Here is an 18,762-nt window from a genome sequence, read left to right as displayed (position 1 = left end):
GCGGCCGCCTCGACCCCCTGTAGACATCTTTGGCGTTCTTGTGCGCTTCGTCTTTCCACACCCAAGCCGCGCCCAGGGGGTAAACTGCGAAGATACGCTTCATTACAAGCCACGACGTATCAAGCAAGGGAGGTGCCCATGGCGACCGAACCCCGGCAGGAGCAGAACACCGCGGCACGAGCCGACGGCGACCCCGCCGAACAGCAGCACGCGCACGAACGCCGCGCGCCCAAGATCTCGGTTGGTAGCCGCACCGCGGCGCGCGACCACGAGGCAGACAGCTCGTCCATGAAGCAGGTGCGCTTCACCGTGGCATTCCTGGGCATCGTCGCTTTGGGCTACATCGCCTACCTGGTGCTGAGCGGCCAGGTCGACGATTTCTTCCGCGCCCTCGTAGGCGTGGACCCCGCCTGGATCGTCGCGGGCATCGTCTGCTTCCTGTTCTACTACGTCTTCGGCGTCCTCGCGTACGCCGCCATCGTGGTTGTCGACCACAACTCGCCCGTGGGCTTCCGCGACCTCATGAGCGTCGAGGCCTCCGGCGTGTTCTTCATGCGCCTCACGCCGGGCGGCGCGGGCGTCATCCCCTCGCAGATCTACCGCCTCACCCGCGCGGGCCTGCCGCTCGCCGACGCCTCGGCCCTGCAGTTCGTGCGCTTCACGCTCTACGAGGCGGGCGAGGGCATCTTCGCCGCCATCATGCTGCTCTTCTGCGGCGACTACTTCCTCAAGACCTTCGCCGACGTCACCATCTTGGGCCTCAACGTCACCCTTATCGGCATCTTCATGTTCGCCTTCAAGTTCGTGCAGGTAGGCGGCGTGCTGCTGCTATGCCTGCTGCCCGGGCCCATCCAGAAGCTGGGCACGCTGGGCCTGCGGCTGGGCCGAAGCCTCCATATCCTGAACGAGGAGCGCTACGAGAAGTACCTGGACGTGGTGAACACCCAGGTCACGTCGTTCTCCCAGGCGTTTCGCTCGGCCGCGTCCCAATGGCACGTCCTGCCCGTAGTCGAGCTGCTCACGCTGCTCCAGCTGGGCTGCATGTACGCGCTCCCCTACTTCGTCCTGCGCTCGTTCGGCCTCGAGGCCGACCTGCTCATATGCCTGGCGTCCGGCTCGATGGTCGAGCTGCTGGTCAACGCCATCCCGCTGCCGGGCGGGGCGGGCGGCGCCGAAGTGGGCTTCACCTACCTGTTCCAGAACATGTTCGGCTGGCATCTGTCGGCCGGCCTGGTGATCTGGCGCAGCGTGGAGTACCTCATGCCCGTGCTCATCGCCGCGCCGTGCATGGGCATGCGCTCGACCACCGGCGAGAGCATCTACAACCGGTGGGCGCGACGCCTGGGCAACGTGAAGCACGTGGCCAGCGGCAACTGGAGCGGCATCAAGAAGCCCGCGGGCATCGCCTACAGCCCCGCCGCCAAGAAGAAGGCGGATGCTCGCCACGGCGCGCAGAAGGGCGGGGGCATCTCCGTCCCGCTTCCCAAGAACCGCTCGGACAAACGCTAGGCGCCCGCCGCGCGCGACGCCCGATGCCAACCCTCCGGACCCGGTGGCGGGCGGAGGGTTTTTATTTGCGAAGCAAGCGTGTTGAGCTTCCGCACGTCCCATATTTCGACCCATTCACCGAAATTTTCTACACGCTTCGCGGTAAACTATAAGGGCATGTCGTGTTACTACAACAGAGAGGAGAGGCATGCAGTACTCATCTGAAGTGGAGAACATGTGCCCCGTCGCAAAGGGCGCATACCACGGCCCCGCACCCATTCCCGAGGAGGGCAAGTGGGTCAAGGCTAAGGAGATCAAGGACATCTCCGGTCTCACCCATGGTGTGGGTTGGTGCGCTCCCCAGCAGGGCGCCTGCAAGCTCACGCTCAACGTCAAGGAGGGCATCATCGAGGAGGCCCTCGTCGAGACCATCGGCTGCTCGGGCATGACCCACTCCGCCGCTATGGCTTCCGAGATCCTCCCCGGCAAGACCATCCTCGAGGCCCTCAACACCGACCTCGTCTGCGACGCCATCAACGTTGCCATGCGCGAGATCTTCAAGCAGATCGTGTACGGCCGCACCCAGACCGCTTTCTCCGAGGGCGGCCTGCCCGTCGGCGCCTCCCTTGACGACCTCGGCAAGGGCCTGCGCTCCCAGGTCGGCACCATGTTCGGCACCAAGGCCAAGGGCGCTCGCTACCTCGAGCTCGCCCAGGGCTACGTCACCCGCATGGCTCTCAACGAGAACAACGAGATCATCGCGTTCGAGTTCATGAACCTCGGCAAGTTCACCGATGCCCTCAAGGCCGGCAAGACCCCCGAGGACGCCATCGCCGGCGCCATGGGTCACTACGGTCAGTGGGAGAACGCTGCCAAGTACATCGATCCGCGCAACGACGAGGAGACCCACACGGTCGCCAACGTCTTCCCCGTACACGAGTAGAAAGGGAGGGAAATAATGGCTGTTACCTTTGAAGGTTACGAGCGCCGCGTTGAGAAGATCAACGCCTGCCTCGCCGAGAACGGCATCGCCTCCCTCGAGGAAGCCGAGCAGATCTGCCTCGACAAGGGCGTAAACGCTCGCGAGATCGTTCACGACACCCAGTCCATCGCGTTCCAGAACGCCGAGTGGGCCTACACCCTGGGCTGCGCCCTGGCCATCAAGAAGGGCGCCAAGAGCGCTTCCGAGGCCGCTTCCCTGATCGGCGAGGGCATCCAGGCCTTCACCGTTCCGGGCTCCGTCGCCGAGGACCGCAAGGTCGGTCTGGGCCACGGCAACCTGGGCGCCATGCTCCTCTCCGAGGACACCGAGTGCTTCGCCTTCCTGGCCGGCCACGAGTCCTTCGCCGCCGCCGAGGGCGCCATCAAGCTGGCCCTCAACGCTAACAAGGCCCGCACCAAGCCCCTGCGCGTCATCCTGAACGGCCTCGGCAAGGACGCCGCTCAGATCATCGCCCGCATCAACGGCTTCACCTACGTGCAGACCGAGTTCGACTACTACACCGGCGAGCTCAAGGTCGTTAACACGATCCCCTACTCCGATGGTCCCCGCGCCGCCGTTAACTGCTACGGCTGCGACGACGTCCGCGAGGGCGTTGCCGTTATGTGGCACGAGAACGTCGACATCTCGATCACCGGTAACTCCACCAACCCCACGCGCTTCCAGCACCCCACCGCTGGCACCTACAAGAAGGAGCGCCTCGAGGCTGGCAAGAAGTACTTCTCCGTCGCTTCCGGCGGCGGTACCGGCCGTACCCTGCACCCGGACAACATGGCTGCCGGCCCCGCCTCCTACGGCATGACCGACACCATGGGCCGCATGCACTCCGACGCCCAGTTCGCCGGCTCCTCCTCGGTGCCCGCGCACGTCGACATGATGGGCCTCATCGGCATGGGCAACAACCCCATGGTCGGTGCCACCGTCGCTTGCGCCGTCGCAGTGAACGCCGCCCTCAACGCCTAAGAGCGTCTTGCCTCATCGAGCTGCATTGCAAGCTCGTCCGAAGCATGAACAAGGCCGCCATCCTCACGGATGGCGGCCTTTTCGTTACCCGGTGAAGCCAGCGGCCCTGCAGGCGCAGGCACGGCTCCGATCGAGCTCGCCGCGCTATCGCGGCAGCGTAGCCAGCACGGCCCGCCTCAGGTCCGCGATGTCGTCGTCATCTGGATGCGAGAGCGCGGCATCGAAGTTGGCGATCATGGCGTCGACCTGCTCTGCCGGAGCCCCGCCCTCCCGCATCGCCTCATAGCGCTTGCGCACGGCCGGCCCCATCTTGCCCTGGCACATGAAGGCGCCCACCACGGTTACGGTGCCGGGCACCAGCTTGAGCACGCGGGCCATGATCTGGTCGAAGTACGCCTGGGAGCCTCCGAAGCCCGCGGTTCCAAAGAGGAATACCTCCTGCTCGCCAAGGCGGGGCAGGAACAGGGCGACCTCCTTGTCGCAGGTTCCCTTGTCCGTCCAAAAGCCAACGTAGATGCGGTCGGCCGCCAGGGCTTCGTCGCACGGCGCACCCATGTAGATGCATTCGCCGCCGTCCACCGCCTCGCCTACCGACCGCGCGAGCAGCTCGGTGTTGCCGGTCTTGCTGCCCCATACGATCGCGTACCTCATATGCGCGCTCCTCTCTCGATATGCTGAACGACCATGCGCTTCTACCCATAACTCGGCATTCAAACGCGCCGTGCGAACACGTACCGCCATCACCGCCGACCGCGCACACACTCGAGCCGCGGATAGTCATCATTCGCGCCCAGGGGACCCGCAGGCTCACACGGGTTCAAGAAAAATGCGCGTGATGGGAACCAGCAACCGCTGTAGCCTGCGGGCCGCGCGCCTCCCCGCTGCGACCTCGGTGTTCTACACGCCAGGCTCGTTTTCTGCCTCGGTCCGCTTTCGCCCATGAATCCGCAGCGCATGTCCGGGTCACCGGGGGTACGTCCCTGCCAACGGTGCACACATTCCAGCATCATCGCAGCCGCTACGGTGCACACCCGGCCATCGCTCCGGTCGCTACGGTGCACATCCCGGCATCGTTCCGGCCGCTACGGTGCACACCCGGCATCGTTCCAGTCGCTACGGTGCACACCTGGGCATCGTTCCGGTCGCTACGGCGCACATCCCGGCATCGTCCAGGCCACCGCATACCGCACAAATGCAATCTTGCCGACTTTTCCCATCCTTTTTCAAAGACCTCAAGTAGACCACCTTTTCACCATTGTTTACACCGCGTTTACCTGGAGTTTTATAATCCCTCTCATTCGGTATAGAATTCATTTTTCATTTTTGATGGGAAAAGTCGGCAAGATTGCACGCAGGTCTTTTGATTTCGCGTTGCAACCGCCCGAAACGGGGCTCCGCAGCCCGCTCGCCCAGCAGATAGCGCTGCGGTTGCCGTACACATGGACCTTATAGTTGCAAACGGGCTCGCACGGCGGCGGGCTTCCGCATGGTACCACCATGTGGAAGCCCGCCGATAACGCGATCGTTCATACAAACGAGCAGGTACCATGCGACATCTACAGCTCGGTGTCGCACCGCCCCGTCGCCATGGCCACGACGCCCCCGACGCCCTGCTCGACCATGGAGTCCACGTCCACATCGGTGTAGAACGCGATGTGCTGCGTGAGCACCACATTGGGGAACTGGCGCAGATAGGCCATGTCGCGGTTGGCCAGGATATCGTGCGTGCGGTTGACGTGGTAGATGCCGTCCTCCTCGGCAAATACGTCCATAGCCAGGGCGCCGATCTTCCTCGACTCGATGCCGTCGATAAGCGCGGGAACGTCCATGAGCTCGCCGCGGCTCACGTTGACGAGCACCACGCCGTCGCGCATCTTGGCCAAGGCGCCCGCGTCGATGATGCCGCGCGTGGCGTCCATGAGCGGCATATGGAGGGTGATAAGGTCACTGCACGCATAGAGCTCGTCGAGCTCCACATAGGTGACGAGCCCGCGCTCGACCAGATCGGCCGCGGGATAGGGATCGTACGCCAAGATCTTGCAACCGAAGCCCGAGAGGTACTCGATAACCGCGCGGCCGATGCGTCCGGTACCCATCACGCCCACGGTGAGGTTGCGAAGCTCGCGGCCCTGCAGGCCGGCGAGCGAGTAATCGTTCACCTGCTGGCGCCAGAGGGCGGGCTTGTACTTGCGCAGCGCGATGAGCATGAGCATCACCGCGAACTCGGCGACGCCATACGGCGGATAAGTGGTGTTGCATACGCGGATGCCCAGCTTACGAGCGGCATCGATATCGATGTGGTTGAAGCCGATGCTGCGCGTGGCCACGAAGCGCACGCCGCGCCCATGCAGCTGGGCAAGCATGGCCTCGTCGAGCGGGCTCTTGTTCACGATCACGATGGCCTCAGCACCGTCGAGGGTGTCGAGGTTATCCGGGCGAAGCGTCTCGCCCGTAGACTCGAGCTCGAAACCCGCGGGCAGCGCGGACACCACGCGATCGAGGACGGCGCGCTCGTCGTCGCGTAGCTCGTAGAGCTTGATCTTCATAGGGACCTCCATAGATGTCCGGGTACATATCTACGCCCATGTATACCCGAAAGCCCCGTGCAAGAACAAGTTGCAGGCAGCCTTGACGCGAAGGGGCAAGCCGACGCAGGCCGGCAGGTAAGCGGCCAAAAACCGCCCGGTCCCAAGCGGAGCCGTGTAGGCCGCGCATGCGAGCACGTTCGATTCGGCGCCGCACGCGGCAAGCCGGAATCCACCCGCATATCGCGCGGCAGGCACCTGGGGACGCACGCCTATACTCGAGTCGTTCCCCAACGAGAGGATGAGATCATGATGCACTCATGCGATGTGCTCGTCATCGGCTCCGGCATCGCCGGCGTCGTCGCCGCCATCGAGGCGGGCCGCGCCGGCGCGCGCGTCGTCCTGGCAAGCAAGGGCCGCCTGTTCTCGGGTTCGAGCTTCTTTCCAGGCACCTGGGGGCTCGGCCTCATCGCCCCCGCCGACGCGGACGATGAACGCGACCTGATGCGCACCATCCTCGATGTAGGCTGCGGGGCAGCAGACCCCGCCCTCGTGGAGACGTTCGTAGGCGGGCTGTTGCCTGCGATCGACTGACTCGAATCGCCCGGCGTCGAAGGGCTCTACGCATGCGGCGAGATCACCGGCGGCATGCACGGCGCCGACCGCATCGGCGGCCTCTCGAGTGCCAACGGCGTCGTTTTCGGCCGGCGCGCGGGAGCTGCCGCCGGCCGCTATGCCCTTGCGCCCACAGGCAACCAGACACCCGATTTCGACCCACAGGGACACCTCGCCAAGTTCGACCTCGCTGTAAGCCCAACAGCCGCTCAAAACGCCTCCAAGGACCTTGCAGCCGTCATGCAACGCGCCGCCATGATCGATCGCTCGGATACCGGGCTCGCATCCGCTCTCGAGCGCGTCGTCAAGATTCGACGCGATATCGCGAAGCGCTCCCGCACCATCGACGCCACGGATCCATCGGCAGGGCTCGCCCCCATCTCACGCCGCGAACGAATCCTCAACCAGCTGGTCCTTGCCAGCAGCATGCTCGCTGCCATGAAGGCCAGCCCCGAGAGCCGCGGCGCGCACAGCCGCACTGACGCGCCCGCGCAGGACCCGGCCCTTGCAGCCCCATCGCTCACCTGGCTCGAACGGGCATAGAGCGCAACGCCGCAGCCGCCGGGGTAGCCGTATCCCATTGCAGGAAAAAGGCGCCGAGGCCCGCTTTCACACGGGACCTCGGCGCCTCGATCATACGGCGTCGCGCTCTCGGCGCATGCCGGAAGCGGGGACGGTTACTCCTCGTCGGACTGGTCCGCGCCCTTCATACCTGCGGCAACGGCAGCTGCGCCCATAACGGCGGCTGCACCCATCATGAAGGTAGCGGGATCGCCCGTCTGAGGCAGAGCGCCACCGCTGGGCTTGCTGGGCTTGCTCGAGCCGCCCGTGGTGCCACCCGGGGTACCCGGCTGCGGCTGCGGCTGGGGCTGGGGCTGCGGCTGGGGCTCGGGCTCGGGCGTCGGCAGCCAGCTCTCGGGCTTGAGCTTCTCGTAGAACAGGCCGGTGCCGAACGGATAGACGACCTTGTCCGTATCGATGACGGTCTTGCCCTCTACCAGCTTCGTGCCAAAGACATCGACCGGCAGCTTGCCCTGGGCGTCATGGCCGCCGAAGATGACCTCGACGCCGGCGGGCACGTTGGGACCGAAGGCCGCATCGGGCATGAGCGCCTCGGTGGGATCCATGCCCTTGTTGCCGTACGCGGCCACCACGGCGGGGGCGTCGGTGTACATGGCAACGTCGTAGGGCTTGGAGATGCTCAGGACGGCGCAGGGCACGCCGGCCTCCTTGGCGGCAAGCGAGACGCGGGTGGGCACGAAGGTGCTGCCCTTGGCGACGACCTCGGGGTTGAGGTTGTTAGCGGTGCCGACCTCGGAGATGACGACGACGTAGTTCGCGCCCTTCACCTTCTCGCAGATGGCAGCGGCGGCCTCGTTCATATCCTTGTACGAGCTGGCGTAGTCGATGGTCTCGTACGTCATATCGCTCGGCAGGATCTTCTCGTCGATCAGGCGACGCATGGAGAGCTCCATACCGGGATGCTCGTTGGCCCACGCCGGGACCAGCAGCACGTGCTCGCCGGGCTTGACGCGGAACGGCAGCACGCCGCCCTCGTTCTTCACCACGGTCACGGCGTCGGCAGAGATCTCGCGCTCGGCGGCACGGTTCTCGTCGGAGCCCACCTTGGCCTGGGCGACAGGCAGGCACTCCTCGTAGCTGCCAGTGTCCTGGGCATAGGACAGGATGCCGCGGCGCTTCTTGAGCTCGAGGATGCGCTGGACGGACTCGTTGAGGCGCTCGTCGGTGATCTCCTGGTCGGCCTCGAGGTCGTCGATCATCTTACCGAGCTTCTCAAGGTCGGCGGTGGTGCGAAGCACCATGGGCATGAGGGCGATGTCGACGCCCGCCAGGAAGGCGCGCTTCACGGCATCGGTCTCGCCGAAGTTCTTGGAGATGGCGTCCATGTTGAGGGCGTCGGTGATGGAAACGCCCTTGAAGCCCATCTCAGTACGCAGGATATCGGTCATGAAGATCTTGGAGAGCGTAGCGGGGATCTCCATCTCCACGCCCTCCTGGCCCACGACGGGAACCTTGCTGGTCTCGATCTTGGGATACTGGATGTGCGCGGTCATGACCATGTCGACGCCGGCGGCGATAGCGGCCTTGAACGGCACGAACTCGCAGGCCTCGAGCTCTTCCTTGGTCTTCTCGATGCGCGGCAGGCCCACATGGGAGTCGGTGGCGGCGTCACCATGGCCGGGGAAGTGCTTGGCGGCGGTGGCGACGTTGTACTCCTGCATGCCCTCGATCATGGGGACGCCCAGCTCGGACACGAGGTCGGGGTTGCTGGAGAAGGAGCGCAGGCCGATAACCGGGTTGTTCGGGTTGTTGTTGACGTCGAGGACCGGCGCGAAGTTCACGTTGAGCTTGAGCGCGGAGAGCTCGCGGCCGATGACCTCGCCGGCAAGGCGGGAGTTATCGACGCTGCGGGTGGCGCCCACAGCCATGTTGCCGGGCAGCGCGGTACCGGAGCCAAGACGGTAGACGATGCCGCCCTCCTGGTCGATGGTAAGCAGCAGCGGGATATCGCCGAACTGCTCCTGGGCGGTATTGCGAACCGCGGCGTCCTGCATATCCATGGCGAGCTTGAGGGTCTGCGGGGTCTCCTTCACGTTGTTCGCGAAGAGGATCACGCCGCCGAAGTTATAGCGGTCGATGGCGTCGGCGACCTCGGCGGGCAGAACCGTCATATCCTGCTCGGAACCGTTAACGGTCCACTTACGGAAGTCGGGCATGATCATCTGCTCGATCTTCTGACGGCGCGTCATGCCGGCGAGGATCTCCTCCACCGAGCCGGCAGCAGCGGCAGACGTCTGGGCGACGGCGTTGCGCGGGCGCGCGGTGAGGCCCAGGGTCACGGCCAGCGCGGCGGTTCCGGCAAAAAGGCCGCGACGGGTTACGGCGCGATCTGCCTGCAGGTTATGCGACATACAAATCCTCCTTTTTGTTGCACATGACTACATGGATAGCACTTTATACAGATAAAGCATCCATATGAGCCATGCCTATGCAGAATTGCATCAATTACTTATTGAACAAATAGTTTTACATTTCGTATAAGTCTGTATCGGTAGACGGTAGGTTTTCAGCCGCAAACGCAACATTGGCTCGACCGATGAGTAGGAAAGCGCACGGCAGCGTGCGCCTACTCGCTACGCATCATTCGATAGCGCCCTATAGGAATATGCAAACGGGGTTACCTGCCGGCAGCGCCGAGACCACGTCACGAAGACGCGCGCCACACCATGAGCTAATGCAAGCTCGTCCCGCTGCCGCAGCACCCGTAGACGAACACCACTGGCCAACGCGACAGATAATAAAAAAGCCCCTTGGGAGGGGCTGGAGATTACGATGGTGGATCGTCAGGGATTCGAACCCTGGACCTTGGGATTAAGAGTCCCCTGCTCTAGCCAGCTGAGCTAACGATCCAACTATGTAAGTATGAAGAAGAATGGTGGATCGTCAGGGATTCGAACCCTGGACCTTGGGATTAAGAGTCCCCTGCTCTAGCCAGCTGAGCTAACGATCCAACTATGTCAACTTCAAGAGGAAGCGTGGGGTGGGTAAAGGGACTCGAACCCTCGACCTACGGGACCACAACCCGTCGCTCTAGCCAACTGAGCTACACCCACCATGTCTTCACTCGCGCGAAGCGCTAGGCTATTATGCAACGGAATTCTCCGCGATGCAAGCGAGAATTTCGAAAAAGTTTGGGAATCATCCGGCAACCAGGATTTCCGCTGGTCAAGAGCGAGCGCTTCCACGCTTTCCCAACCTACGAACAAGGCAGCGCATGGCCACGCCAAACGCCGCGCCCGTGCAATCGAGCAGCACATCGGACACCATGCCGGCTCGCCCGCTCACGAACAGCTGAATGGTCTCGTCGAGCGAGGGCACCAGGGCCAGTACCGCCGCGCTCGCCAGCATCGCACGTCGATCGCACGTCCCCAAGCCGTCGAGGGCCTGCGAAACGCAGACTCCCAGCAGGGCGTATTCGGTAAAATGGCCGATCTTGCGAATAACGAAGTTGGTCATCCACTCGTAGGGCAAACCGACCATCTGCAGTACGCCGTGGACGAGGTCGAGAACCGCGTGGCTGGCCTCCCCGCTCTGGGTGCCGGGGACCAGCGAATTGCCCCAGATGAACGCGCACATAACCAGCGAGGCGAACACCCAGGGCCAGCGAATCGATATCTTGGAGCGCATCTACGGTTCCACCTTCAAAGCGGGCATAGAGGCCGTGCCGCCCTCGATGACGCTCAGATATTCGCGGCCGGCCTTGCGCGCCGACGCCGCTCCCCCGCCCGCGCCGGACGATGCCGCACCAAGATCAGAGGCGGCACCCGCACGGTGCGCATCAGCCGAAAGCGGGGGCAGGTCCTCCTCTAGAATGGCGATGGCCGCGGCCCACATCGCCTCATGGCCGCTGTAGTCCACCATAACGACCTCTTGCACCGCATCGTCGCCGTCGATCGGGCCGCCATTGGCCGCACGGACCGCAAGCTCTTCCGCCGCGGACGCGAGCGCGCTCGCCGCATCCAGGGTCGAAGCGTCTTCCGTCGCATCCTTGCGATCGCACGCCTGGTCCGACGGCAGGGCATCGGACGGCGCCGCGGCCGCGTCCTCGACAGCCGAAGCGGGAAACACGCCCGAAGGCTCGTCAAGATCGATGGCGTCGCAGGCAAGCTGGGCCGTCATCTGGGCCATGGCGAGCTCGTCGGCGTCGAGCCGCATCGTTCGCTGCGCCTCTATGGCCGCATCCACGGCAGCCTGGTCCATCGCGGATGTCGGCGACCCGCTTTCCATCAGCGCAACCGGGTTCGTCACGCCGGCGCTCGGATCGACGCCCGAATCCGGAGAGGGAGCAGAGCCCGCTGCGCGAGCAAGCTCCTCGAGCGCGATCTGATAGATGTCCTTCGACGTAGCGGCGTCGCAGCTCACGGGAGAATCCTCTTCGAGCAGGCGATCGATCTCGGCCCAGGCCTCGGCCTCGCTCAGCGCATCGACCGCGCGCGAGATAACCGGAACGGAGTCATCTTCGCGACGACGGAAGATCCCCGTAACTCCAAGCTGATCCTTTTCTGCGACCTGCGGCTCGGGCTGCGCCTCCCGCTCGCTCTTCTCGACAGCGGCGCCGTCCTTCGCCTCGTAATATGCCGACGTCAAGGCATAGGCGCCCATACCTGCAAACGCGCCCAGCGCAAACGGAAGGCCCGCGGTGCGCACCGCGTCATGAGCCGCCTCGAACGGCAGCGTGGCTGCATAGGCGGACAGCGGCACCGCCAGCGCAAAACCGCTGGACACCGCGATCACCGTCGAGCGATGCGCATGCTGTTGTGATGCCATGGGGTTCCTCCCGCCTGATAAACGATGCATCTATCCGGCAGCCGCCGCAACGGCCACCCGCAACGCCCGCGAGGAGAAGTGATGGGGCGAGCCCGAGGGCGCGCCGCGCGTGCAACGGATTGGAGTTCGTTTCATCTGTGTGTTTCCGTCGCGAACATTACCCGCTATTATGCGAGAACCCGCGGGTATTTGCAATAAAACACGCCGCGTCCGGCGCGCGCTCGTCCGTATGGTGCGACGCGCTTTCGGGAACAAGAACGTATGCCGAACACCTACTACGCAAAAGGATGCACCATGAAGCATATCGCCATCGTAACGGGCGCCTCATCGGGACTGGGTCGTGAATTCGTTCTCAGGCTCGACCGCGGCGAGATGGGCCCGCTCGACGAGATCTGGGTCGTCGCGCGACGCGCCGAACGTCTCGAGGCGCTCGAGCGCACCTGCGCCACCGCCATTCGCGGCTTCTGCCTCGACCTTACCCAATCGGACTCGTTCGACACCATCGAGCACGCCCTGCAGGAAAGCGACGATATCCACGTGGCGCTGCTCGTCAACAATGCGGGCTTCGGCTCCTTCGGAGACTTCGCTTGCCAGGACGCAAGCGCGTCCCGCGGCATGATGCAGCTGCTCATGCAGGCCCCGGTCGAACTCATCTACCGCAGCCTCCCCTTCATGCACGAAGGGTCGCGCATCATCAATATCGCCAGCGTGGCGGCATTCGTCCCCCAGCCCCGCCTGGCCGTCTACTCCGCAGCCAAGCGCTTCATCCTGGACCTCTCCCGCTCCCTCGATGCCGAGCTCCGCGAAGTCGGCATCCATGTAACCGCCGTGTGCCCCAAGTTCATGAAGACCGAATTCCTCGACGCCCCGGGCGACGACGAGGCGGCGCGTGCGATGACCGTCATCGGATTCGAGCGCATCGCCGACGTCGCGCACGCCGCGCTCAAAGCCTCCCGCGCGGGCAAGAGCCTGTGCATCCCGGCGCTCGACATGAAAGCCCTCTACGCCATCTCTCGCATAGCCCCCTACGAGCTCGCCCTCAAGATCGAGCGCGCCCTGGGCGTCTTCTAGCGCCCCGCCCCTCTTGCGATACCTTCTGTGTAAGCACGACGCCCTGCCGTATACCAATACACGGCAGGGCGTCGTCATATGACCAATGAAGGAGCGAGGCGTTACATGACCTCGTGATCGGCCGCCTTCTTCGCAGAGCGGATCAGGAACTCCTGATTGGTATCGGTCCCCTTCAGCCCCTTGATGAACGCCGCGGCGGCGCGCTCGGTGTTGTTCATGTTTGCCAGGATGCGGCGGATGCCCCATACGAAAGGCTGCATGCTCTTCTCGACCAGCAGGTCCTCGTTGCGCGTACCGGACTGGACCGGATCGATCGCGGGGAAGATGCGGCGATCGGCCAGGTCGCGGTCGAGCTTGAGCTCCATGTTGCCGGTGCCCTTGAACTCCTCGAAGATGACCTCGTCCATCTTGGAACCCGTATCGACCAGCGCAGACGCCAAGATCGTAAGCGATCCGCCGTTCTCGATGTTGCGGGCGGCGCCCAGGAACCGCTTGGGCGGGTACAGCGCGGCCGAGTCCACGCCGCCGGACAGGATACGGCCGGACGCGGGAGCCGCGAGGTTGTAGGCACGCGCGAGGCGCGTAATGGAATCGAGGACCACCACGACGTCCTCACCCATCTCGACCAGGCGCTTCGCGCGCTCGATCACAAGCTCGGCCACGCGCGTGTGGTTGTCGGCGGGCATGTCGAACGTGGAAGCCACCACATCGCCCTTGATGGAGCGCTGCATATCGGTGACCTCTTCGGGGCGCTCGTCAACCAGCAGACAGATCAGGTGCACCTCGGGATTGTTGGTAGCGATGGCCTGGCAGATCTTCTTCAAGATCGTGGTCTTGCCCGCCTTGGGCGGGGACACGATGAGGCCGCGCTGGCCCTTGCCGACCGGGGCCACGATATCGATCGCGCGGCCGGTGATGGAATCGCGGCCGTGCTCCATCTTCAACGGCTCATTGGGGTAGATCGGCGTAAGGTCGGCGAACTTGGGGCGGCGCTTCATCGTCTCGGGGTCGTTGCCGTTGACGCTGGCGATCTTGGCCACGCCGGGGAACTTGTCGTTCGCGCGCGACGGACGCAGCGAGCAGCAGATGTAGTCGCCCGCACGCAGGCCCATGCCGCGGATCATGTTCGCGGGAACGAAGGCGTCGTCACGGCTGGGCATATAGCCGCGAGCGCGAATATAGCCGAAGCCGTCGTGCGTGATATCCAGGATGCCCTCGAGGTCGCGGAAGCCCTCGGCGCGCGCAGCGGCCGTATAGACCTCCTCGACGAGCTCGGCCTTCTTCATGCCGGCATAGTCGATCTCGAGCTCTTTGGCCTTCTCGCGCAGCTCGGCCACCTTATAACCCGCAAGCTCCTCGCGCGAGAGCGAGGGCTCGGAGGGCGCGTTGAAGCGGTTGTTGCGATTCTTGCGGTTGTTCTGCTGGCGGTTGGCACGCTTGTCGGCGCGATCGCCGGCGCCTTGCTTCTGCTCGGCGCGGTCCTCGCCGTGCGCGCGCTTGCGGTCGTTATGGGCGCGCTTGGCCTTACCCTCCGAAGCGGCCTGCTCGTCGTTGCGCGCAACCTGCTCGCCGTCGCGTTTCTCCTTGGAGGCGCGACGGCTCCTGCCGGGACGCACATCGCGCTCGGCCTTGGCTTCGCGCGAATCGGATGCCGCCTGCTGCTCGGTCTCGGGCGAGCGCTGCTCGGCGGCAGCCGTATCGCCCTCGCCTGCAGCCGCATCTCGCTGGGCGGCCTCGAGCGCGGCGCGCTGAGCGGCTTCGAGGGCCGCGGCGGCGGCGCGCTCCGCCTCTACGTACGCCTTAGGCTTCCTGCCGCGGCGATTCGGACGCAGGGCGGGGTCGACGAACGGGATCTCGATGGCGGGCGCGGGCGCGGGCGCCTCGTCCGTGGGCGCGGGCGCCGCCGGCTCCGCTGCAGACGGGGCGCCATCCGAAACGGGCGCGTCCGCCGAAGCCGCACGAGCGGGCTTCTTGCGCGCAGCGGCACGCCTCACGGCGACCGGCTTCTCCTCCGTCGCGTCCGCAACGCCGGCCGATCCCGTGTCTTCGACGGGAGCCGGAGCATCCCCGCCGGCGAGCATCTCGACGGCGCGCTTCTCGATACGGCGCTGACGGCGCTCGACCGATGCCTGCGAGATCTGGGCGAGCGCACGAGCCTGCAGCGTCTCGGCAGAGGGCTCGCCCTCCGCCGCTGCCGCGGGCGCCGCCTTCTTCACACGCGGCTTGCGCGTGCGCTTGGGCGCCGGCTTCTCGGCAGTGGCCGCGTCCTCGCGCGCAGGATCCGCTACAGCATCATGCTGCTCGCGGGCATCCCCGGAAACCTGCGAAGCCTTCGCATCGGCCTGGGGACGGGCGTCCTTGGGCTTCCTGCCGCGCCGACGGGGCGCGGGCGCGGGCGCTTCCCCGCCATCCAGGGGCCCCTGGCCCTCCGCCGACTCAACGGGGCGCGGGCGCATGGCGCCATCACCCGCCTCGACGGGCGCCGGCATCTGCGCCGGCATCGAAGCGACTTCGTCCCTATTCTCTTCAGTCACTATGCCTGCTCAACTTTCTTCCAGTCGGCCTCAAACAGTGCGATTCCCCGATCCGTCAGAGGATGCTTGAGGCACTTGCTCAGCGTTTTGAATGGCACGGTAGCGATGTCGACACCCAGCAACGCGGCCTTGGTCACATGCAGCGGCGTGCGAACCGATGCAGCGATGATCTCGACGCGACTGTCCACGTTCTTCCCGCTCCAGTCGTAGTTCCCCAAACAGGCCACAACGTCTGCAAGCTGGGCTATGCCGTCTTCCGCGATATCGTCGAAACGGCCTATGAACGGGCTCACGTATCGAGCGCCCGCATTGGCTGCGAGCAGCGCCTGCGTGGCGGAGAACACGAGCGTCATATTCACGCGAACGCCCTTGTCGGCCAGCATGCGGCACGCCGCCAGGCCGGCCTCGCATATGGGGACCTTGACCACGATATTGGGAGCGAGCGAAGAGAACCTCAGGCCGTCTTCGACCATGCCCTCCACCGTGGACGCGGTGGTTTCCACCGATACCGGCAAGCCTTCGCACAGATCGGCGATCTTGAGCATATGCGACTCGAAATCGGCGAGCTTGCCCCCGGTCTTCGCGTACAGCGACGGATTGGTGGTGACGCCCGCCAGGCAGCCCCAGCTCTTTGCTTCGGCGATTTCCGCCAAATCCGCTGTATCGATGAAGAACTTCATGATGGGACCTCCTATTTCCCCCGTTTACACGGATATGACAACAAGCGAAAACAAGGCGTTATTCAAATGCTCATCATTGGGATTTGAGGAATATGCGAGGGTGCATGTCCGTACCATGCATATCGTGAGTGTATCACAGCCGTTCTCGCACCTGGCTGAAAATTACCAAAACTGCAGTACGAGGGGCATGGGCCCATACGCTTCGGCTGTTTGCGCACGAAGGTGCCAAGGATGTGGCGAAACCCGCCCCCCACGCGACCCGAGCCGGAAGTACCGGGGAGGCCGGAAATAAGAAAACCGCCCAAAAGCGCACGGCTTTTGGGCGGTTCGATGTACCACGCAACAGGTTGGCAGCGATTACTTCTCCTCGCGCTGCATCACGGCAGGCGCGGACACGCCGATGAGGCTCAGCACCAGATCGAGCACGGAGCGAACGGCGTCGCATGCAGCCAGGCGTGCACGGGAAAGCTCTTCGTCGACCGGACGGCCCTCGCTCGGAAGCACCTGGCAGGCCTGATAGAAGCTGTGGAAACCGGCAGCGAGCTCCTCGGCGAAGTGCGTCAGGCGGAACGGCGCGCGATCGCGAGCGCAGCTGGCGATAAGATCCTCGAGCTCGGAGATCTTACGGGACAGCGCGAGCTCGGTGGGATCGGTGAGCAGCGAGTAGTCCACGTTCTCGCCGATAGCCTTGGCGGCAACGGCCTCCATACCCATCTCGGCGGCCTCCTCGGGCGTGACGCCCGCAGCCTTGCGTAGGATGGAGCACACGCGTGCATGAGCATACTGCACGTAGTACACCGGGTTATCGGAGCTCTTCTCCTTAACGGCCTCGATATCGAAGTCGATGGCCTGGTTGGAGGAGCGAGAGATCAGCGTGTAGCGCGTGGCATCGGCGCCGACCTCGTCCACGAGCTCGCGGAAGGTGACCATGGTGCCCTTGCGCTTGGACATACGGATGGGCTTGCCGTTGCGCAGCAGGTTGACGAACTGGCCCAGCAGAACCTCGAACTTGCCGGGATAGCCCAGGGCGTCGCAGACGCAGCGGACGCGGTTGATGTAGCCGTGGTGGTCGCAGCCCCAGATGTCGATAACATGGTCGACGCGCTGGAACTTATCCCAGTGATAGGCAACGTCGGAAGCGAAGTAGGTGTACTCGCCGTTGGCCTTTACCAGGACGCGGTCCTTGTCGTCGCCCAGGTCGGTGGAACGGAACCACAGGGCGCCGTCCTTGTTGTAGAGGTAGCCCATCTCGTCGAGCTTGGCGAAGGCGCGGTCGACCGCGGAGGTGCCGGCGTTCTCGCCCTCGGTGTCCTTGATGTAGACGGTGCGCTCGGAGAACCACTTATCGAAGTCGCAGCGAACCTCGTGGCAGAGCTCGCGCATGTTGTCGACCATCTTGGCGTAGCCGGCCTCGCGGAAATACAGCACGCGCTCCTCGTCGGAAACATGGGCCCACTTGTCGCCGTCGGCCTTATAGAAGGTAGCGGCCTCGTCGATGATATAGGTGCCGCCGTACGCGTTGCCGCCCAGGCCCTGGGTGAACGCATCCATGTAGGGATGAGAATCCAGGTGCTCGTCGGCCTCGTCCTGCACGTAGTTGTCGCGATCTTTGGCCAGGAAGTCGCGAGCGCCGTCGATATCGAGGCCCTCCTTCTCCATGATCTCGATGAGCTGCATATAGCGATACGAGATGGAGTTACCGAAGACGTCCATCTGCGAGCCGTGGTCGTTGATGTAGAACTCGCGCTGGATATCGTAGCCGGCATGGCTCATCACGCGGCAGAGCGAATCGCCCAGAGCGGCCCAGCGGCCGTGGCCCACGTGCATGGGGCCCACGGGGTTGGCGGAAACGAACTCGACCTGGGTCTTGAGGCCCTGGCCGACGTTGGACTTGGCGAAATCCCTGCCCTGGGCACGCGCCTCGGCCAGAACGGCGTTGCTGGCGGCGGCGTTGAGGTAGAAGTTGATGAAGCCGGGGCCGGCGACCTCGACCTTGGAGATGGAAGCGTCCTCGGGCATATGGGCCACGATGGCGTCGGCGATCTTGCGCGGCGCGCAGTGGGCGAGCTTGGCGGACTTCATCGCGCAGGTGGAGGTCCACTCGCCATGAGAAGTGTCGGCAGGTCGCTCGAGACCACAATCCTCGAGGTCGAACGCGGGAACGTCTCCCGCTTCCTGCGCGGCGGCGAGCGCGGCGCGTACCAGCTCTTCAATCTTCTCAGGCATAAGCTCTCCCTTTCATACGCCCTGAGATGGTGGTCTCGCAGGGCACCTGCATAAAATTGTCCTATACTCTACCACACTGACGTACGCGCTGGTAGTGTTTCTATGCATTCGGTCGATATTCATCGGCATGCTGACAGACTTCTATGCATACGCTTACACGAACCGGCTCCACGAGTCCCGCGCACCCCGTCCATTCGAAGCCCCGCCGGCCGTGCACCCCGTGGGCCCCTGCATGCCCAACCCCGTGCTTATCAACGTAAACTATGCCCTATACCTCGTGTTTTATGTATCGAGCATTTGCACTTTCACAC

Annotated in this window: 14 protein-coding genes and 3 tRNA genes; 6 read left to right on the top strand and 11 right to left on the bottom strand. The window is 64.3% G+C overall.

Features of this window, described 5'->3' with window-relative positions; translation table 11 throughout:
- Nucleotides 1–138 precede the first annotated feature (138 nt).
- The 3 genes from E4J93_RS03120 to E4J93_RS03110 all read left to right on the top strand — a co-directional run bounded on the left by E4J93_RS03120 (nt 139) and on the right by E4J93_RS03110 (nt 3,451).
- Nucleotides 139–1,509 (top strand): lysylphosphatidylglycerol synthase transmembrane domain-containing protein, encoded by a 1,371-nt coding sequence (locus E4J93_RS03120; protein ID WP_147588019.1) that lies wholly within the window; start codon nt 139–141, stop codon nt 1,507–1,509.
- 187 nt (nt 1,510–1,696) lie between these two features.
- Nucleotides 1,697–2,431 carry an iron-sulfur cluster assembly scaffold protein gene (locus tag E4J93_RS03115; protein ID WP_147588018.1) on the top strand — a complete coding sequence of 245 codons (735 nt, stop codon included), beginning with the start codon at nt 1,697–1,699 and terminating at the stop codon, nt 2,429–2,431.
- Between the two features lie 15 nt (nt 2,432–2,446).
- Complete coding sequence (locus E4J93_RS03110; protein WP_147588017.1) at nt 2,447–3,451, top strand: GGGtGRT protein; 1,005 nt, start codon at nt 2,447–2,449, stop codon at nt 3,449–3,451.
- A 144-nt stretch (nt 3,452–3,595) separates the two neighbouring features.
- Here E4J93_RS03110 and bilS read toward each other — a convergent pair whose 3' ends face one another.
- Together bilS and E4J93_RS03100 are read right to left on the bottom strand one after the other, a co-directional pair.
- On the bottom strand, nt 3,596–4,102 hold the full coding sequence (bilS, locus tag E4J93_RS03105) for a flavodoxin family protein BilS (protein ID WP_147588016.1): 507 nt from the start codon (nt 4,100–4,102) through the stop codon (nt 3,596–3,598).
- A gap of 905 nt (nt 4,103–5,007) precedes the next feature.
- Nucleotides 5,008–5,997 carry a D-isomer specific 2-hydroxyacid dehydrogenase family protein gene (locus E4J93_RS03100; RefSeq protein WP_147588015.1) on the bottom strand — a complete coding sequence of 330 codons (990 nt, stop codon included), beginning with the start codon at nt 5,995–5,997 and terminating at the stop codon, nt 5,008–5,010.
- A gap of 288 nt (nt 5,998–6,285) precedes the next feature.
- Between E4J93_RS03100 and E4J93_RS08265 the strand changes: the two genes are divergently transcribed.
- Nucleotides 6,286–6,570 carry an FAD-dependent oxidoreductase gene (locus tag E4J93_RS08265; protein ID WP_255431891.1) on the top strand — a complete coding sequence of 95 codons (285 nt, stop codon included), beginning with the start codon at nt 6,286–6,288 and terminating at the stop codon, nt 6,568–6,570.
- A 54-nt stretch (nt 6,571–6,624) separates the two neighbouring features.
- Complete coding sequence (locus E4J93_RS08260) at nt 6,625–7,134, top strand: hypothetical protein (protein WP_147588014.1); 510 nt, start codon at nt 6,625–6,627, stop codon at nt 7,132–7,134.
- A 134-nt stretch (nt 7,135–7,268) separates the two neighbouring features.
- Here the strand turns inward: E4J93_RS08260 and E4J93_RS03085 are convergent, their stop codons facing one another.
- From E4J93_RS03085 to E4J93_RS03060, 6 genes are all read right to left on the bottom strand, one after another.
- On the bottom strand, nt 7,269–9,524 hold the full coding sequence (locus E4J93_RS03085) for a glycoside hydrolase family 3 N-terminal domain-containing protein (protein WP_147588013.1): 2,256 nt from the start codon (nt 9,522–9,524) through the stop codon (nt 7,269–7,271).
- A 422-nt stretch (nt 9,525–9,946) separates the two neighbouring features.
- Nucleotides 9,947–10,023: transfer RNA gene (locus E4J93_RS03080), tRNA-Lys, on the bottom strand.
- Between the two features lie 23 nt (nt 10,024–10,046).
- Nucleotides 10,047–10,123, bottom strand: a tRNA-Lys gene (locus E4J93_RS03075).
- 26 nt (nt 10,124–10,149) lie between these two features.
- A tRNA-His gene (locus E4J93_RS03070) sits at nt 10,150–10,226 on the bottom strand.
- 112 nt (nt 10,227–10,338) lie between these two features.
- Nucleotides 10,339–10,800 (bottom strand): VanZ family protein, encoded by a 462-nt coding sequence (locus tag E4J93_RS03065; protein WP_147588012.1) that lies wholly within the window; start codon nt 10,798–10,800, stop codon nt 10,339–10,341.
- Nucleotides 10,801–11,940, bottom strand: coding sequence for a hypothetical protein (locus tag E4J93_RS03060; protein WP_147588011.1), 1,140 nt, complete (start codon nt 11,938–11,940; stop codon nt 10,801–10,803).
- 294 nt (nt 11,941–12,234) lie between these two features.
- Between E4J93_RS03060 and E4J93_RS03055 the strand changes: the two genes are divergently transcribed.
- Nucleotides 12,235–13,011, top strand: coding sequence for an SDR family oxidoreductase (locus tag E4J93_RS03055; protein ID WP_147588010.1), 777 nt, complete (start codon nt 12,235–12,237; stop codon nt 13,009–13,011).
- Nucleotides 13,012–13,112: 101 nt separating this feature from the next.
- Here E4J93_RS03055 and rho read toward each other — a convergent pair whose 3' ends face one another.
- The 3 genes from rho to argS all read right to left on the bottom strand — a co-directional run bounded on the left by rho (nt 13,113) and on the right by argS (nt 18,451).
- Nucleotides 13,113–15,467: a transcription termination factor Rho gene (rho, locus tag E4J93_RS03050; RefSeq protein WP_255431902.1), complete on the bottom strand. Its 2,355-nt coding sequence runs from the start codon at nt 15,465–15,467 to the stop codon at nt 13,113–13,115.
- A gap of 77 nt (nt 15,468–15,544) precedes the next feature.
- A complete protein-coding gene (locus tag E4J93_RS03045; RefSeq protein ID WP_147588009.1) occupies nt 15,545–16,225 on the bottom strand; it encodes a transaldolase family protein in 681 nt (226 codons plus the stop codon).
- Nucleotides 16,226–16,582: 357 nt separating this feature from the next.
- Nucleotides 16,583–18,451 carry an arginine--tRNA ligase gene (gene argS, locus E4J93_RS03040; protein WP_147588008.1) on the bottom strand — a complete coding sequence of 623 codons (1,869 nt, stop codon included), beginning with the start codon at nt 18,449–18,451 and terminating at the stop codon, nt 16,583–16,585.
- Nucleotides 18,452–18,762: the final 311 nt, after the last annotated feature.

The organism is Collinsella sp. BA40 (assembly GCF_008014645.1).
GTDB lineage: Bacteria > Actinomycetota > Coriobacteriia > Coriobacteriales > Coriobacteriaceae > Collinsella.
Note: the sequence above shows the minus strand (reverse complement) of the source record. Positions and strands in the feature narration are given on the sequence as shown.

Bases quoted from the DNA above. Each gene is read 5' to 3' on its own strand.
- E4J93_RS03120 (WP_147588019.1), top strand. From the start codon at position 139: ATGGCGACCGAACCCCGGCAGGAGCAGAACACCGCGGCACGAGCCGAC.
- E4J93_RS03115 (WP_147588018.1), top strand. From the start codon at position 1,697: ATGCAGTACTCATCTGAAGTGGAGAACATGTGCCCCGTCGCAAAGGGC.
- E4J93_RS03110 (WP_147588017.1), top strand. From the start codon at position 2,447: ATGGCTGTTACCTTTGAAGGTTACGAGCGCCGCGTTGAGAAGATCAAC.
- bilS (WP_147588016.1), bottom strand. From the start codon at position 4,102: ATGAGGTACGCGATCGTATGGGGCAGCAAGACCGGCAACACCGAGCTG.
- E4J93_RS03100 (WP_147588015.1), bottom strand. From the start codon at position 5,997: ATGAAGATCAAGCTCTACGAGCTACGCGACGACGAGCGCGCCGTCCTC.
- E4J93_RS08265 (WP_255431891.1), top strand. From the start codon at position 6,286: ATGATGCACTCATGCGATGTGCTCGTCATCGGCTCCGGCATCGCCGGC.
- E4J93_RS08260 (WP_147588014.1), top strand. From the start codon at position 6,625: ATGCACGGCGCCGACCGCATCGGCGGCCTCTCGAGTGCCAACGGCGTC.
- E4J93_RS03085 (WP_147588013.1), bottom strand. From the start codon at position 9,524: ATGTCGCATAACCTGCAGGCAGATCGCGCCGTAACCCGTCGCGGCCTT.
- E4J93_RS03065 (WP_147588012.1), bottom strand. From the start codon at position 10,800: ATGCGCTCCAAGATATCGATTCGCTGGCCCTGGGTGTTCGCCTCGCTG.
- E4J93_RS03060 (WP_147588011.1), bottom strand. From the start codon at position 11,940: ATGGCATCACAACAGCATGCGCATCGCTCGACGGTGATCGCGGTGTCC.
- E4J93_RS03055 (WP_147588010.1), top strand. From the start codon at position 12,235: ATGAAGCATATCGCCATCGTAACGGGCGCCTCATCGGGACTGGGTCGT.
- rho (WP_255431902.1), bottom strand. From the start codon at position 15,467: ATGCGCCCGCGCCCCGTTGAGTCGGCGGAGGGCCAGGGGCCCCTGGAT.
- E4J93_RS03045 (WP_147588009.1), bottom strand. From the start codon at position 16,225: ATGAAGTTCTTCATCGATACAGCGGATTTGGCGGAAATCGCCGAAGCA.
- argS (WP_147588008.1), bottom strand. From the start codon at position 18,451: ATGCCTGAGAAGATTGAAGAGCTGGTACGCGCCGCGCTCGCCGCCGCG.